We start from the raw sequence: 16,876 nt of genomic DNA on the forward strand, positions 1-16,876 counted from the left end.
TTCCTGCCCCACCTCGTCCGTCAGCCCGCCGTCTCCGCGACGCGAGCCTGCCACCAGACGAACAGCGGCGCACCGACGATCTCGAGTACGGTAAAGCCAATGAACGGCGGAAACGGTGCGCCGAGCGACACGAGCGAGATCAGCCGGCCGATTCCGCCGACGAAGATCATCGTCCACAGCGCACGGAACAGCACGCCGTTGCGCTCGATGTTCGGGATCGTGTAAAACGCGCCGAGCCCAAGCCCGAACCAGACGCCCGCGTAGAAGCGCAGATTGCTGTCGAGCGTCGCATCGGCCGGCAGCGTGACGCCGAGCGACGCATACAGCGGATCGTGGATGCCCATCATGCCGAGCGCGCCAGTGACGACCGGCACGGCCGCGAGAATCGCGGTGGCGATTTGCAGAATGCGTTTGCTCATCGTATGGTGGCCCTCGTTATTGGACGATTGACGACGTCTTATTGATAAAAAATGCCCAGGACCTGAACGCTGCTCGCTTCCGGCATCGCGCCGAAGCGGCTCCACGACGGTCCCGTCTGCCGCAGGAACTGCACGGCGACGTCGAACTTGTCGAAGCGGCGCCGCAGTTCCACCCAGTACTGCTGCCCCGCGCCGAGATCGAGCTGCGCGAAGCCCGTCAGATCGAGGCGGCGCATGAACACGTTGCGCCACGCGGCCATCAGGAACAGCCCATGCCGCGACGGCAGTTCCTGCGCGGCGATCGACGTGCGCACCGCGCGGCCCCACGCATACGGATCGCTCGCTTGCAGCGCGCGCCACTGCGATGCGGACGCGCCGCCGCTGTTGCTCTGCAGCTCGGCCGTCAACGACAGGTCGACCGGCAGCGTCCACGTGAAGCCAACCGCCGAGCGCGTGCGGAACGCACGATCCCGGTTGCCGCCCCCCGTCGCCGCGCCGATCAGCGACGGCCGCCAGCCGCCCGTCCATTCCGCGTACGCGACGACCGCATTGCCGAGCAGCACGCTCAGATTCTGCCCGAACTGCGGCGACTGTCCGCTCTCGCCATACAGCACCCATTGCGGCTGGATCGTCGGCGTGATCCGCTGACTGCCGACGAGCATCCAGCGATCAACGCCGTTCGTGCGCTGCAGGTCCGACGACGCGCGCGGATCGCCCGGCTCGCTGCGGCTCGCGAGCCGCGGCGACAGCATCAGCGCGATCGAGCCCGAGTCCCACACGCGCTGCGCGCGCACGCCGACGCTGCCGAGCCGGTTCGTGTGCCGGCTGTCCGGATCGGGCGGCACGTCCACGCTCACAGCGCCCGCCTTGAAGAAGTCGGTCGGGTTGTAGCCGATCGCCGCGCCGATGCGCTCGTTGATCCGGCCCGCATCGATCGCCAGCAACGGCGACGGCTTCCAGCTTGCATACGCCTCCTTCACGAGCATCACGTCGCGGTGCGACGCCGCGCCGGACGACAGCGGATCGAAACGGTCGAACCGCATCGCGAAGTTCACGCTCAGTGTCGGCGTCAATGCCTGCTCGAACTGGCATTCGATCGATAACTGATTACGCCACGATGAAGCAGCATCGCGATCGTCGCTCCAACGCACTGCGTCCTGCACGCTGAACTTCCACGGCCGCGCCGTTTCCGGCGCGGCGACAGGCGTCGCGTCCGCGAGATCGAGCGCCGCGTTCGTCGCGTCGTTCGCCGCGTCCGCGTCGCCGGCGGCCGCGGCGCACGCCGGCATCGCCGCCGACGCGACCGCCGCGACCGCCGCGACCGCGCAAATCAGGACCGCCAACGATCTGCGCGTCATTGCGCCTGAAAGCGGGCCAGATAATCGCGTTGCAGCCATGCGTCCGGAATATCGCGCCACGCGTATCCGGAAAAACGCATCACAGTCACCCAGTTCGAGTCAAGGCCATCGATGATCACGGTTTCGGTCGGACGCTCGACGCCGAGTTCCGTCGTATAGCGCCGATAGAACGCGCTCTTCAGCAGCCGATCGCTTTCGGAATAGAACTTCGCCTTGACCGGCCGGCTGTTCGACGCGTCGAGCCACATCTCGATCCGATGGTACGTGAGGCCCTGGGCCTTGCCCGTCAGCGACAGCTTGTAGCAATGCCGCGTCTGCCGATCGCCGTCCATCACGTCCTCGGCGCCTTTCAGCTCCGCCTGATAGTCGTGCGCGAGATTGACGGTGACGACGTCGCCGTTCGCCGCCTGCCCGAGCAGACGCTGGTCCGGCGAAATGCGGATGCTCGCCTGGTTCGCCGGATCGTAAAACCACAGGTCGTTGCCGTTCTTCAGCATCAGCTTGCCCTTGTCGCGCGCGGGCGAGACGAAGCGCACCAGCGTGCGGAACGCGCCGCCCGGCGCGTCGGGCTTCGAATAGATCGACAGCGTGTTGCCGTCGACCTGCTTGCCGGAGCGGTATTCGGTCAGCGTCGCGGTCAGCATGAACGACTTCGCCGGCGTCCGGATCGCGTCGCTCTCCGCAAGCAGCTTCTGCGGATCGGGCGGCGTCTGCGCGCGCGCGAGCACCGCCGCGCCGAGACTCAAGCAGATCCACCATGTACGAAACAAGCGACGCACGCTCCACCTCCCGATCGATTCGATCTTTCGTTGTTCAAACTGAAAATTGCCGCCGCTCATACGTAGCGCAGCGCGTCGACGATCGACAGCCGCGCCGCATGGCGCGCGGGCAGCCACGCGGACAGCCCGGCGACGAACGCGAGCCCGACGAACGTCAGCGCGATCAGCCGCCATTCGCCCCACACGCGCACCGTCAGCGCGACCGAGTCGATCCGCGCGGGCGGCGTCCACGCGAGCCCGCTGTGATTGACCGCGAACGCGAGTCCGAGCGCGACGAGCACGCCGATCGACGCGCCGACGAGGCCAAGCAGCGCGCCTTCGCAGACGAACAGCGCCTGGATGCCGCTGCGGCGCACGCCCATCGAGCGCAGCGTGCCGATCTCGACGGTCCGCTCGAGGATCGCGGTGCTCATCGTGTTGCTGACGACGAACAGCACGATCGCGCCGATCAGCACGAACACGAAGCCGAAGATCATCGAGAACATCCGGTTCGTCTGGTCATAAAACGGATTCAGTGCGGCGAAGTCGAGCACGTCGAGCGGCTGGCCTTCGAAGCGGCCGCCGAACAACTGGTCGATCCGTGCGCGTGCGGCGGGCAGTTGCGCGGTGTGCGCGAGCTGGATCTCGATCGCCGTCACGCGTGGTGCGTCACCGCCATAGACGAGCCGCTGCGCGCGCGGCAGGTGCATCGCGAGATAGACGTCGTCGAGCTCCTTCACGCCTTGCTGCTCGGCCTTGACGACCGTGAAGCCGCCGACGTTCGGCGCGCCGTACGCGTTCGCCGCGAGCACCTCGATGTGCGTCGCGCCGGCGCGCTCGCCGTTGCCCTCGCTCTTTTGCGCGTCCGCTTCGGCCGCCGCGAGCGCGATCACGTCCGCGGGCGCATCGGCTGCGGATGCGCCGGACGCCGCGCTCGCCGCCTCCTTCAAGTTGTCGCCATCGCCGCAATCGGGCACGTGCAGCGGCGCGCACAGATGCAGCACGCGCGCGACGCCGTGCCCGACGAGCGCCGCATCGGGCACGGTGCCGACGAGCGGATACGGCTTCGGCGCCAGCGGGAAGCCATAGTCGTTCCACTGCTGCATCCGGTTCTGCTCGTCAGCGATCGCACCCTGCGCGAGCACCGTGCGCGACACGCCCGCTTCGAAGTTGCCGGCGATCCCGCCGAACTGCAGCGTCGGCGTGATCACCGCGATCATCGTCGCGAGCACCGGATCATCGCGCAGCTGCGCGATCAGACGCTCATAGCCGCCGATCCCGTACGCGACCGGATTGCCGCTGCCGTACTGGTAATAGCCGTGCCGCTGAATCTGCAAGTGCCCGCTGCGCCGCACGAAATCGGTCTGCAATCCGAACGTGATGTCCTTGCTGAAGCCGCCGAACAGCAGGACCGCGCAAACGCCGACGATCATCGCGAGCAACGTCGTGATCGAGCGCCGCCGGTTCCGCTGCAGGTTGCGCAGCGCCAACATGAAGGTATGCATCAGCTTTGCGCCTCCTGCGCGATGCGGCGACGATCGACGATGCGGCCGTCGCGGATCTGCACGACGTCGTCGGCTGCATCCAGCACCTGCGGATCGTGCGACGACACGATGAACGACACGCCGCTCTCGCGCTGCATCCGGTGCATCAGCGCGATGATCGCCTGGCCCGTGACGCTGTCGAGGTTCGCGGTCGGCTCGTCGGCGAGCACGAGCGACGGCCCCGCCGCAAGCGCGCGCGCGATCGCGACGCGCTGCCGCTGGCCGCCCGACAACTGGCTCGGCCGGTGCGCGCCCTTGCCGTTCAGGCCAACCGCGTCGAGCAGATACGCGACGCGCGACGCGCGTTCGCGCGCGGGCGTGCGCGCCATCAGCAGCGGATATTCGACGTTCTCGTACGCGGACAACACGGGCAGCAGGTTGAACGACTGGAACACGTGGCCAACCTGTCGCGCGCGGAAGTCGGACAGCGCGTCGTCGGACAATGTCGCGGTGTCCTGCCCGGCGACGACGACACGCCCCGCGTCGGGCCGATCGATGCAGCCGATCATGTTGAGCAGCGTCGTCTTGCCGCTGCCGGACGGGCCGCTCAACACGGTGAAGCGGTTCGCGTCGATGTCGACCGACACGCCAGCCAGGCCGGTCACTTTCACGCTGCCGAGCAGATAGGTCTTGCTGATGCTATCGACGGAGACGATCGTCATCACGCCTCTCCCGCTTGCACGCGCACGGCGGAAGGCGTGGCGGGCGTGGCGGACGCCGGCGCCGCGGTCGCGACGGCCACGGGCCGCCCCTGCCGCGCCGCCACGCGCGAATCGGGCAGCGCGCGAATCAGCCGCTTCAGTTGCAGCCGGTAAGCGAAATGCTCGACTTCGATCACGTGCCGCTGCGTGTCGCTGAAATGAATCCCGCCGTTCCAGTTCGAGCGGTCTCGCCGGATCAGCCGATCGATCCGCGCGGCCTTGCGCGGCGCCGCGTCGCGCGCGCGCAGATAGCGCGCGACGAGTTGCGCCTGATAGTCCATCAGCGGCCAGTTGCCGGTCGACGTCTGAAACAGGCCGATGAAGAACAGGTTCGGATGCGCCTGATCGAAGATGTTCAGATACAAGCGCGGCTGCATCTTGTCCCATTGCAGATACGACGGGTCGAGAAACGGAAAGCTGAGCTGGAAGCCCGTTGCGTAGACGATCGCGTCGATCTGCTCTTCGCTGCCGTCCGAGAACGCGACGCGGTCGCTCTTCAGCTCGACGACGTCCGGCTTCGCGACGAGATCGCCGTGTCCGAGGTGATAGAACAGCGTCGAGTTGATGATGAAGTGCGCTTCGAACAGCTTGTGGTCCGGCTTCGGCAGCCCGTAGTCTTCCGGCTGGCCGGCCGTCGTCAGGCGCAGGAGCCGCACGCCGAAGAAGCGCCGCGCCCACAGCGGCAGGCGCAGCTTCAACGGCCACTCGGCCCAGCGATCGGCAGGAATCCCGAATAGAAATTTCGGCCAGTAGTAGTAGCCGCGCCGCGTGCTATGGAACACCGCGCGCGCGTGATGGACCGCCTCGACCGCGATGTCGCAGCCCGAATTGCCCGCGCCGACGACGAGCACCCGCTTGTCCTTCAGCACATCGGGCGTCTTGTACAGCGCCGAATGCAGTTGCAGCCCGTCGAAGCGACCCGGATAGTCGGGCACCTGCGGCTTCGACAGATGGCCGTTGCAGACGAACACGCCCTTGTAGTGGCGCACCTCGTGGCCGTCGAGTTCAACGCGCCACAGCCCGCCGTCCGCGAGCGGCGCGACTTCGAGCACGGTCCGGTTGAACTCCGCGTGCTCGTAGACGCCGAAGCGGCGCGCGTAGTCGCGCAGGTAAGCGAGCGCCTGATCGCCGCGCGCGTACGTCGGATAATCGGCGGGCATCGGGTAGTCCGTGTATTCGGAGAACGCGCGCGAGCTGATCATGTGCACCGACTTGTAGATCGCGCTGCACGGCTTGCCGTAGTACCACGTGCCGCCGATGCCGTCTTCGCGTTCGATCAGATCGAATGCGATGCCATGCTCGCGCAGGTTCTTCGCCGTCGCAATGCCGGCCGCGCCGCCGCCGATGATGCAGTAGCGGTTGCTGCAATCCCGATTCGCCGACGCTGCCGTCGCCGCTGTCGGTTCCGTTGTCGCTTTCGTCGTTGTCATCGTTGTCGTTCTCTCACTTGTGCGGTCGCGTGTCATGCCGTCAGCGGGTCAGCAAGCGCGCCCGCTTCAGGCTGTGTCGCCTGCGCGGCGTCGACGCGCGTGTCGTCGAGGCGCAGCAGCACGTAGCCGCGCGCGTCGATCATCGCGAAGCGGCCGGTCGCATACTCGACGACGCCGTCGGCCGACGATGCCGGCAGCCGTGCGAGCTTCGCGCCGCCGATCCGCCAGACGGCGGGCGCGTCGGATTGCGCCGCGCCCCATTCGGCGAGCAGGACGCGCAGAACGTGCTCGACGTGATTGACGGGCAGGCGCAGCTCGAGCGGAAACGGCAGCGTCCACAAGCTCAGCACCGCGGCAGGCGGCACGCGGCCGATCCGAACGATGCCGGCCGACGCGTCGTCGGGCACGCTCCAGTCACCCGCCGGCAGCAGATCGCCGTTCCACGCGGCGTGCGGCGCGCTCGTCAGCCTCGATGGTTCGAGCGTCGCGTCGGGCGGCCGCGCATACGCGGCGCCGATCTGCTCAGGCTCCGTCCGGTAGACGAGCGTCATGCTGAGCAGCTCGGCTTGCGTGCGCGCGTCGCTGCAGCGCACGTCGACGCACCAGGCATCGCCGATCATGTAGCCGGCCGCCTCGCTGCCGATCTCGACGGGCGCGCCGCCGTTCGACACGTCGGGCAGCGCGTCGAGGCGCAGCACGACGTTCGTCATCTCGCTCAGGTCGCGCGGCTCGCCCGTCGGCGGCATCACCCAGTCGCCGACCGCGCACGCATGCTCGAGCACGAGCGATGCGGGAAGCACCGCCCGGCCGTTGAAGCGGAACGCGTGCGCGTATGGCGCGACGGCCGGATCGATCGCATAGCGGCCTTCGAAGCGCTTGAACGGCCGAAAGCGCAGCGGCTCGCCGACGTGATGCCGGCGCGTGACGAGCTCGCCGATGTTCGGCAGCTCGCGAATCGGCAGGAAGCCCTTGATCTGCACGGGCGTCGGCGCGCGACCGACCGCGCCCATGAACATCACTTCGCCGCTGCCCGGCGACGCGAGCTCGCGCAGCCAATGCCGCACGCCCTCGTCGACGTTCATCGGCGTGATGTAGCGCTGCGTGACTGCGAAGTTCGTGATCATTCCGACGCCTTCCCATGTCGGCCACACGAGCGTCTTCACGCCGCACGCGGGCGGAAGCGCATGCTTCGCCGCCCAGAGACCGAGGCGCGCGAGCCCTTCGTTCGCGGCCGCGTAGTCGGTCTCGCCCGTCATTCCGCCCCAGCGGCCCGTCAACGAGCCGACGTTGCAGAACTGCACGAGCCGCGGCCGGGTGCGGACGGCATCGCACAGATTCGCGAAGCCGAGCACCTTCGTGCGGACCGTGCGCGCGAAGTCGTCGGCGCCCTTCTGGATCAGGCGCACCGGTTGGTCGACGCCCGCGTTGTGGATCACCATCCGCAGCGAATCGCCGAGCTCGTCGCACAGCGCGCGCACGGCCGCGCGATCGGTCACGTCGCAGACCCGATAACGAACCGGCAAATCGAGCGCGGCCATCTCGTCGAGCGCCGCCTTCAACTCGCGCCGCCGCTTGAGCCGCTGCAGCATCGCGCGAATCGCCTTCGGCGGATTGTCGGGCGTCGCCGCGCGCAGTTGCTCGAGGCCGTATCGCTTGAAGCCTTCGTCGTCGAGCGCCATCCACGGCTCGCTGCCGTCAGGCGACGCCTCGCGTCCCGTGACGATCACCGTGCAGCCGTGACGCTCGGCGAGCGCACGCGCGCACAACAGGCCGATTCCGCGCGCGCCGCCCGAGAACAGCACGGTGTCGCCCGGCGCGAGCGAAGCGCGCGCGTCCACGGCAAGCGGCGGCAGTTCATTGCGCCGCGCGTGCAGCGTGTAGCGCACGCCCTGCCGGTAGCCGACCTCGAAGAAGCCCCAACGATAGAGCTCGTTGACGACGAGCCGGTCGACGCGGCCCGTCTCGTCGGGCGCGATGTCGAGCACGCGCACGTTGCAGTTCGGCAGCTCCTGCGGCAGCGTCTTTGCGAGTCCCGCCCACAGGCCGCCGAGCGGCTGCGCGCCGGCGGCGGCGTCGCCGTAACCCATCATTCCGTCCATCCACGTGAGCGCGACGTAGAAGAGCCGCGACGTATCGTCCTCCGCCGCCCAGTCGCCATAGCACGCCTTCAGCAGCTCGACCGTGCGGCGCATCGGCGCTTCCCATGCGCTCGCGTCGTCGAGCGTGAACGGCGCTTCGAGCCCGAGATCGACGATGCCGTCGAACGGGCCCGCTTCGTTGACGAACGTCCGCGCGGCCTCCGCGTAATCGGCGTTCGCTGCGGGCGCGAACACCGACACCTTCGTGCACGTCCGCGCGAGCGCGGCCGTGATGCGCTCGACCGTGCCGCCGCGCCCGTTGACGAGCGCGATTCGCTTGCCGCTCAACGCGGGCGACGGCGCATCGGGAACCGGATCGACGGGCGCCGGCCGCCACGTGAAGCGCCATGCGGGCACGCCGCGGGCGCTCGCGTCAGCGGCTGCATCACGCGGCGCCGCTGTGCTCGGCGTCGCGAGCGACAGCCTCGCGGCGTCGGCGTGTTGCCGGTTCGCCGCACGCTCGTCGGCCACGGCCGGGCCGCTCGCATGCGCGACATCGAGCGCTTGCGCCGATTCCGCCGCTGCCCCCGCCGCCGCGCTCGCGCCGATCTCGCCCGCCGCCGCCATCGGACACGCGGCGCCCGTCGGCTCGACCGTATCGCCGAGCGGCCGCAGCGCACGTGCAGCCTCGTGCTCGCGCACGCGCGCGAGATGACTCTGCTGACGCTCGCGCGGCTTCACGACCAGACGGATGCCGTGCACCGGCCGCAGCGAGATCGTCGCGCCGAGTTCGATCGGATGGCCGGGCAGCGCGTTCAGATCGAAATGCTGCGCGACCACCGCGACGAGCACGCGCATCTGCAACAGCGCGGTCTGGAAGCCGATGCACTTGCGCATCCCGCCGCCGAACGGGAAATAGACGAAGCGATGGCGAGCTGCCGCCTCGCTCGCGAAGTTCTCCGGATCGAACGCGTCCGGATTCCGCCAGAACGCCGGATGACGATGCGTGACGTACGGCGACATGAACACCGACGAGCGCGCCGGAATCCGATAGCCGCCGATCTCGTCGTCTTCGACGAGATCGCGCGTGAAGCCCCAGATCGGCGGATAGACGCGCAGCACCTCGTCGACGACCTGCGACAGATACGGCAATTGTTCGAAGTCCTGCACGGTCGGCGCGCGCCCGCCGAGGCGCGCGTCGAGCTCGTCGCGTAGCTGGCGCAGCACCGCCGGATGCTGCGCCAGCGCATACAGCGCCCACGCGAGGCCCGCGCCCGTCGTCTCATGGCCCGCGAGGAACACGGTCATCACTTCGTCATGCACTTCCTGCTGCGTCATCGGCGCGCCGGTGTCGGGATCGCGGGCATTCAGCAGCAGCGAAATCACGTCGCTCGGCTCGCAGCGTTCGTCGCGGTGATCGGCGATGATCTTCGCGATGATCGTGTCGATCGCGCGGCGCGCGTGCGCGATCCGGCGATTGAAGCGCGTCGGCGCCCAGCGCGGGATGAAGTCGTTCATGTTGCCCTGCGGCATCATCGCTTCGATCCCGAAGCGCACCGCCGGCCCCACCGCCTCCGCATGCGTCGACACGTCGGTGTTGAACACCATCAGCCCGAGCATCCGCAGGCTCAGGTGCATCATCTCCTCGACGACGTCGATCGACTTGCCGGGCGGCAGCGCGCTCCAGCGATGCGCGAGCGCGAGCGCCGCGTCGCCGACCGCGGCCGTGTGCGCGTCGACCTGCTTCTTGTGAAAGAGCGGCTGCACCGCGCGTCGGTGGCGGCGCCAGAATTCGCCGTCGGTCGTCAGCAGGCCGTCGCCGAAGAACATCTTGAAGTTGTCGTAGAAACGCCCGCGCACGTAGTTGCGATGGTTCTCCTGCAACACGTACTGAACGTGGTCCGGATGCGCGAGCGCATGCGTGACGAACGGTCCGAGCCGGTTGCGCGCAACGTCGCCGTATTGCTGGTGCAAACGCAGCAGCATCGTAATCGGATTGCGCTTGTATGCAGCGAGGTTGCCCATCACGAGGCTGCCGCGCGGCCCCGGCGCCTGGCGGTGCTTGCTCATGCCGTCTCCCGCTCGGTTGCAAGGCGCGCGGCGAGCGCGTCGACCTCGGCCTTCGTCGCGTACGCGCCGGTCGTCCGGTGCACGTAGCCGATCACGACGCCCGACACGCCGCTCATCTCCATCAGCATGCGGCCGTCGGACCGCACCGCGGCGAAGCGGTTGCCGGCGTGCGCGCCGTCGAGCGCGAACTCGCGGGGCGTCGCGTACAGATCGATCCGGTCGTAGCGGCGTGCGAGTTCGCAGTCGTTGCCGCCTTCGTACAGATCGATCCGGCCGATCGACACCGGCGCGGCGAGCGGGATGTAATCGCCCGCGACGTAGTTCAGCACCGCGACGCGCGCGAGGCCGTCGAGCATGATGCTCGGGACGACGAAGCGCGAAAAAACCGGGTCGCCGGGCGCGACGTTCAGTTGGTAGCGCGCGACCTTGCCCGACGCGGTGACGCCCGTATCGGCCGTCGACACGAACATGCCCGTCAGGCGCACGGGTGCCGATTCGAAGTGGTACGGATCGGCGACGGGCGTGCGCGGCTCGTCCGGCCGCATGGGCCAGACGGGCGCGCTCGCGTAGCGTGGCGCGACGAGCGCCTTGATCTCGAAGTGCAGCTTGTCCTGCACGAGCACCTGGCCGTTCGGCGCGAGCACATCCCCCGTGATCCGCACCTGCACGACGGCCGCATCGCCCTCGCGGCCGACGACCTGCGCGTGGATGCGCTTCGTGCTCGGCCGCTGCGCGTCGTACACGCGCAGGAAGTGGCGGAACGCGGCATCGCGGAAGCCGACGACGCGCAGCCCCGGCAGCAGTTTCATCGCCGCCTCGGCCGCGAGCTCCGGCACGAACGTGCCGGGCAGCGTTGCGAAGCGATTCACGACGTGGTGCTGCAGGTATGCATCGGTGCGCAGATCGAAGATGCGCTCGAACGTCACGCTGTCGCTCGTGCGGCGCACTTCGCGGCCGAGATAGAAATCGTGGCTCGGCGGCGGCGCGATACGATCGCGCGGCGGCGTCGGATGCGATGATCGCTGCGCCGGCTGCCCGGCACGCGCGCCCGGCGCGGCTTGCACGTTCGGTGCGTAGCTCCGCGGTTGCACGGACCGTTCCGTCCGCGCGGCCGGCGCGGACTCGGGCGCCTCGAAGAACGTCGGCAGATGCGCCTCGATCGCGCGCCGCTCGGCCGCGCCGAGATGCACGGAACTCGCCGCGCGCTCGGTCAGATTGAGCTCGCGCAGGAAGTGATGAATGCCCTCGTTGGTCCGCATGCTCGTGAAGAGCCCGCTCTTCTCCAGGAACGCGCGCGTGACGGGATTCGCGCCGAGACCGACCGAGCGCCACAGCGTCCAGCCGATCGTGAACTCGTCGCGCGCGAGCGCCGCGCGATGATAGGCGGCCTGCGTGTTGAGGAAATCGTTGCCCGACGCGTAGTCGGTCTCGCCCGCTTGGCCCGTCAGGCCGATGAACGAGCCGAAGTTGCACCACGCGCGCGGCTGCGCGGCGCCGAATGCGTCGCGCACGTTCCAGTAGCCGCGAATCTTGATGTCGCGCACCGCGACGAAATCGTCGAACGATTTCACGTTGACCGACGCGGAGCGGTTCAGGCCCGCCGCGTTGACGACGAAATCGATCGGCTGACCCGCCGCGACGATCTTGTCGACCGCCGCGCGCACGCTGCCTGCATCGAGCACGTCCGCGCGCAGATAGAACACCTTGTTCGGGCCGCAGTACGACTTCATCACATCGATGTTGCGGCGCGCGGCGCGCGCGTCGACCTGGCGCTCGAACGCCTTGATGATCGCGGGCAACGGCAGATGCGGATTGAGCGCCTTCTGCTCGCGGATGTAGTCGGGACGACGGCGCGCGAACGCTTCGTCGCTGCCCGCGAACACGTCGGGTCCGTATGCGTCGAGCCCGCTGCTGCCGATCAGATAGATCGTCGGCTGGAAGTGCTCGGCAACCGCTTTCATCAGCTCGGCCGTGATCCCGCGCGCGCCGCCGAATGCGACGACGACCGAATCGGGATCGAGCCGCGCGAAGCCGTCGGCGGGCAGCTCGCCCGCGTCGCGCGTCACGCGCGGCGTCAGACGCCGGCCGCCGCATAGCGCGACGACCGGCAGCAGATGCTGCGCGCCGCTCTCGCGCTCGGTCTGTGCGACGCCTTGCCGGATGTCCGCGTCGTCTGTCAGCACGGCGAGCGAGCGCGCATTCGGCAGCTCGATCGCGAGCGCCTTCACGAGGCCCGTGAACATCCCCGCATCCGGATGCAGCACGTCTTCCTTCACAGCGTCGAGCAGCAGCGCGATGAACGAGCCCTGTTGCGCGACGCCGTCGTAGCACTGCTTGAGCGCGAGGAACGCGAGGTCGTGCAGCTTCAGCCGCCCAGGCGACGGTGCGGACAAACGATCCGGCGCGAGCACGCTCGTGTGCAGCGACGTCAGCAGCCGCACGTGGCGCGTGCCCGCGGGAATCAGCCCTCGCAGCGCGGCTTCGCCCAGCGTATCGACGACGACGAGCCGCGCGCGCGAGAACGTCGTCGTGCGAGTGGACAGCACGAGCAGATCGGCGGGCAGCATGCCGATGCCGTCGAGCAGCTCGGGCGCGTCGGTCACGACGACGCTGCCCGCGGGCAGATACGCGATCGCGCCCGCGCCGGCATGCCACGGCGTTTCCTGCAAATCGATCCGATAGCGGGCGACGCCGAGCGGCTCGCCGTCGGCGGCGACGTCGGTCGCTTTCAGCGTCGCGGGGATCGGCACGCGCTTCTCGGTCGAAGCGGCGGCAACGGGCGGCGCAACGGGTGCCGTCGACTCCGTTCTCACGGTCGTCGCGAGCGGCGCGAGCGGCGCGACGGCATGCGCCGTCGATGCCGAAGCCGCAACGGGCGTCGACGACGATATCGAAAGGTGAGAAGAAACGGGAGCCGATGGAGCTGCCGGAGCTGCCGGAGCTGCCGGAGCTGCCGGAGCTGCCGGAGCTGCCGGAGCTGCCGGAGCTGCCGGAGCTGCCGGAGCCGCCGGAGCCGCCGGAGCCGCCGGAGCCGCCGAGGACACGCCGGGCGCATCCACGCCGGGCGCATCCGAAACGGCGTGCGTGCGCGTGCTTTCGTCGCCGACCGGCGGCGCGTTGCGATCGACGCGCAAGCCGAAGCGCACCCGATCGCGATCGTTGCCCAACGCGACCGACGCGGCGTCCTCACGGCCGACGAGCGCGCGCAGCACGGCGAGCGCGCCGTCGGCGCCGGCGTACGTGACTTCGCGGCCGTCGGCATCGCGCAGCGCGCGCTGCGGCGCGGAAGCGTCCGCGAACGCGCGGTCGCTCTCGACCCACGCGAGCACCGGCAGCCCGGCCGCATCGGCCTGCGCCTTCGTCGTCACCGCAAACAGCACGATCCCTTCGGCGAGCGACCGATCGAACGCGGGCTGCACTTCGTCGGCCGAGTTGCCGTTGATGCCGCCGACGATCACCATGTCGAGCTCGCCGCTTCTCAGGAAGCGCGACGCGACTTCGAACGCGGCGAGCGTCGACGCGTGCCCGGCGTCGACCGTCATGTTCATCCCGTGCAGATCGTGATAGTTCGCGACGCGCGCGGGAATCACGTTCGGCATCATGCCGGGGAACGAATTTTCGGTCGTCGGCGGCACGAGGCGCTTCGTTTTTTCGGCGACGCGCGCGAGCGCATCGTCGAGCGCCGGGCGCGACGCATCGTCGACGCTCGCGCGCACGGCGGTCGCGATGTCGTCGAGATAGCAGCGGCTCGCGTACAGCGCGGCGTTGCGCGTCGGCCCCATGTGGCCCATCACGACGCCGATCGCGTTCGCATGCGCGCCCCAGTAGTCGCGCAACTGCTCGCGCATGTCGTGCGCGGCGTCGAGCGCCATCAACTGGCAGCGGTCGAGCGCGCGCAGCACCGCGGGCGGCATCCGCACGCGATCGAAGCTCGGCAGCGGATACGTGAGACCGAAGCTCGCGCCGGGCGCGGCGCTCGCGCCGTTCAGCCACGCGGCGATCGCGTCGCGGCCGTCGAGCCCGGGGAATTTCGCGGACCAACCGACGATCGCGAGCGGCTCGCGATTGACGCGCGCGGCAGGCTTCGACGCACGCAGGTCCGGCCGGTATTCGCCGACGATCAGATGGCCGTTCGTGCCGCCGAAGCCGAAGCCCGACACCGCGGCGACGCGCGCCGCATCGGTCTTGCGCGGCCAGTCGACGGCCCGCGTCGGAATCGTGAAGCCGCTCGCGTCGATGTCGAATTCCTGCGGCGGCTCGGAGAAGCGATGCTGCGGCGGAATGCGGCCGTGCTCGAGCGCGAGCAGTACCTGGATCAGCGACACAACGCCCGCCGCCCAACCGGTATGGCCGACGAGCGACTTGTTCGACGTCACGTACACCGGCCGGTCGCGCTTCAGCATGTCGCGCAAGCTCTGGAATTCGGCGAGGTCGCCCGCAGGCGTGCCCGTCGCGTGCGCGACGACCCAGTCGACCGCGTCCTTCGGCACGTCGGCCTGCCGGTACGCGCGATCGATCGCGATGCGCTGGCCGGCCGAATTCGGCGCGTAGATCGCCTTGCCCTTGCCGTCCGACGACGAGCCGAACGCCTTCAGCACGCCGAGCACGCGGTCGCCGTCGGCAAGCGCGCGCTTCAGGCGTTTCAGGATCACGACGCCCGCGCCGTCGGCGAACAGCACGCCGTCGCACGCCTTGTCGAGCGGCCGCACTTCGCCGCTCCTCGACAGCCCGTGCAGCTTCGAGAACAGGATCGAGCCGCGCGGCGCGAGCGCGAACGCGCCGCCGCACGCGACGACGTCGTGCTTGCCGGCGAGCAGACTCTTGATGCCGAGGTCGACCGAATAGAGCGACGACGAGCACGCGGTGTCGACCATCATGTATTCGGCGTCGTCGGGCAGCACGCCGCGCATCGCGTTCAGGCCGACGCGATGCGGAAAGAACTCGGACAGCTCGCCGGTGCCGCGTGCGTAGCGCGCGCGCAGCACCGCGTCGATCTGCGCGATGCGGCGCTCACGTTCGTCGGGTGACGCGCCGGCTTCGTCGAGCGCGTCGCGCAACCGCGCGCGCATCGCCGCGAGCACCATCCCTTCTTCGAGGTGCTGACTGCCGTCCGCCGTGTAGCCGACGAGAAACGACGTGCGGTCGCCCGCGCGAACGCGAACGCCGTCGAGCGCCTGGCGCAGCGAATGGCGCAGCCACAGCGTCGTCAACTCGCCGGGCGCGGCGGCGGCCTCGATCTCGGCGCGCAGGCGGGCCTCGGGCTCGAAGCGCTCGATGAACACCGAGCGTGACTGATAGCTCTTGTCCTCCGCTAACGGATCCGGCGAATAGAACGATCTGTAATCCCAACGATCGGGAGGCACGTTGCCGAACAGCTCGGGGCCGTTCAGCAACGCTTGCCAGAACGCTTCCGGGTCGCTCGCGCCGGGCAGCGCGACGCCCATGCCGACGACGGCGATTTCGTCGGCGTCGTCTTCGGACGCGCTTTCGGCGTCGGGCGCGCCGAGGCCCGCATCATGCGGGGCGGCCGACGTCGCCGGCGCGGCGCCAGCGCTCGCCCGGCTCGGAAACGCGGTCGACGATGGCGCGACATCACCATTCGGCAAGGCGGAATCCGCCGCCGCGCGCCACTCGCGCCGCGGCGACAACGCCTCGCTGCACAGCGACAGTCCGCCGTCCGCGACGATCACCTGCCCGGTGATCCAGCGCGCGGCATCCGACGCGAGAAACAGCACGACGTCCGCGAGATCCTCCGCGGTCGCGAGGCGGCCGAGCGGCGTCGCCGCGATGCTCGAGCGCTTCGTGTTGTCGGGATCGGGAAACTGCGCGGCGACGTCGCCGTCGATCAGCGTCGACGACGCGCCGTTCACGCGAATTCCGAGGCTCGCATACTCGACGGCCAGATAGCGCGTCAGCGATTCGAGCGCGGCCTTCGCGGTGCCGACGACGAGATAGTTCGCCGGCACGAGCGTCGAGCCGACCGACGACACGTTGACGATCGCGCCGCCGCCCGCGCGCGCCATCAGCCGCGCGGCGCGGCGCGCGCACCAGAACGCGCCTTTCAGATTGGTGTCGAGCGCGCGGTCGAAATGCGCGGCGTCGATGTCGTCGACGGGCAGCAGCGCACCGGACGCCGCGTTGTTGACGAGGATGTCGAGCTTGCCGTATTTCGCTTCGATTTCGTCGAACATCCGCTCGACCTGCGCCGGCTGCGCAACCGACGCGCGCACGACGTCGACCGTCGCGCCGAGCGCACGCAGCTCGGCCGCGGTCTCTTTCGACGCGTCGAGCGAATGAAAGAAATTGACGATGACATGCGCGCCTTCCTCGGCAAAGCGGCGGCAGATCGCCTTGCCGACATTCTTTGCCCCGCCCGTCACCAGAACCCGTTTCCCCTTCAGATAGGAATTCGACATAAATCGCAGTGGTCAGGATTACCAAACATTCGGACGAGACTCTCCGTCTGATCCGGCCCTCTCCTCTCGTTTTTCTCGTGGCGCGCGGTGCGTGCGCGGCGC

The 16,876-nt window shown here is 69.0% G+C and carries 8 protein-coding genes; all 8 read right to left on the reverse strand.

The genetic code is table 11. The features are described 5' to 3' along the window. Positions 1-20 precede the first annotated feature (20 nt). Genes WS70_RS31100 through WS70_RS31140 form a run of 8 tightly spaced genes read right to left on the reverse strand, consistent with a single transcriptional unit; the run spans position 21 to position 16,774 of the window. Positions 21-419 (reverse strand): DUF4345 domain-containing protein, encoded by a 399-nt coding sequence (locus WS70_RS31100; protein WP_059472296.1) that lies wholly within the window; start codon positions 417-419, stop codon positions 21-23. 38 nt (positions 420-457) lie between these two features. Next, positions 458-1,777: a hypothetical protein gene (locus WS70_RS31105; protein ID WP_059597727.1), complete on the reverse strand. Its 1,320-nt coding sequence runs from the start codon at positions 1,775-1,777 to the stop codon at positions 458-460. Next, the gene (locus WS70_RS31110; RefSeq protein WP_059597743.1) at positions 1,774-2,556 is read right to left on the reverse strand and encodes an outer membrane lipoprotein-sorting protein; all 783 of its coding nucleotides are present in this window, start codon (positions 2,554-2,556) and stop codon (positions 1,774-1,776) included. The genes WS70_RS31105 and WS70_RS31110 overlap by 4 nt, the downstream gene beginning before the upstream one ends. 56 nt (positions 2,557-2,612) lie before the next feature. Next, positions 2,613-4,040: an ABC transporter permease gene (locus WS70_RS31120; protein ID WP_059597726.1), complete on the reverse strand. Its 1,428-nt coding sequence runs from the start codon at positions 4,038-4,040 to the stop codon at positions 2,613-2,615. Continuing rightward, positions 4,040-4,741 (reverse strand): ABC transporter ATP-binding protein, encoded by a 702-nt coding sequence (locus WS70_RS31125; RefSeq protein WP_059597725.1) that lies wholly within the window; start codon positions 4,739-4,741, stop codon positions 4,040-4,042. The genes WS70_RS31120 and WS70_RS31125 overlap by 1 nt, the downstream gene beginning before the upstream one ends. Further along, positions 4,741-6,210 (reverse strand): flavin-containing monooxygenase, encoded by a 1,470-nt coding sequence (locus WS70_RS31130; RefSeq protein ID WP_059472301.1) that lies wholly within the window; start codon positions 6,208-6,210, stop codon positions 4,741-4,743. The genes WS70_RS31125 and WS70_RS31130 overlap by 1 nt, the downstream gene beginning before the upstream one ends. Before the next feature lie 32 nt (positions 6,211-6,242). Next, complete coding sequence (locus WS70_RS31135; protein WP_059597724.1) at positions 6,243-10,358, reverse strand: cytochrome P450; 4,116 nt, start codon at positions 10,356-10,358, stop codon at positions 6,243-6,245. Further along, on the reverse strand, positions 10,355-16,774 hold the full coding sequence (locus WS70_RS31140) for an SDR family oxidoreductase (RefSeq protein ID WP_108034109.1): 6,420 nt from the start codon (positions 16,772-16,774) through the stop codon (positions 10,355-10,357). The genes WS70_RS31135 and WS70_RS31140 overlap by 4 nt, the downstream gene beginning before the upstream one ends. Between the last annotated feature and the right edge of the window lie 102 nt (positions 16,775-16,876).

Source organism: Burkholderia mayonis, from assembly GCF_001523745.2.
GTDB classification, from domain to species: domain Bacteria; phylum Pseudomonadota; class Gammaproteobacteria; order Burkholderiales; family Burkholderiaceae; genus Burkholderia; species Burkholderia mayonis.

Excerpts from the sequence above, each read along its gene's own strand:
- WS70_RS31100 (WP_059472296.1), bottom strand. The coding sequence starts at position 419 with ATGAGCAAACGCATTCTGCAAATCGCCACCGCGATTCTCGCGGCCGTG.
- WS70_RS31105 (WP_059597727.1), bottom strand. The coding sequence starts at position 1,777 with ATGACGCGCAGATCGTTGGCGGTCCTGATTTGCGCGGTCGCGGCGGTC.
- WS70_RS31120 (WP_059597726.1), bottom strand. The coding sequence starts at position 4,040 with ATGCATACCTTCATGTTGGCGCTGCGCAACCTGCAGCGGAACCGGCGG.
- WS70_RS31125 (WP_059597725.1), bottom strand. The coding sequence starts at position 4,741 with ATGACGATCGTCTCCGTCGATAGCATCAGCAAGACCTATCTGCTCGGC.
- WS70_RS31130 (WP_059472301.1), bottom strand. The coding sequence starts at position 6,210 with ATGACAACGACGAAAGCGACAACGGAACCGACAGCGGCGACGGCAGCG.
- WS70_RS31135 (WP_059597724.1), bottom strand. The coding sequence starts at position 10,358 with ATGAGCAAGCACCGCCAGGCGCCGGGGCCGCGCGGCAGCCTCGTGATG.
- WS70_RS31140 (WP_108034109.1), bottom strand. The coding sequence starts at position 16,774 with ATGTCGAATTCCTATCTGAAGGGGAAACGGGTTCTGGTGACGGGCGGG.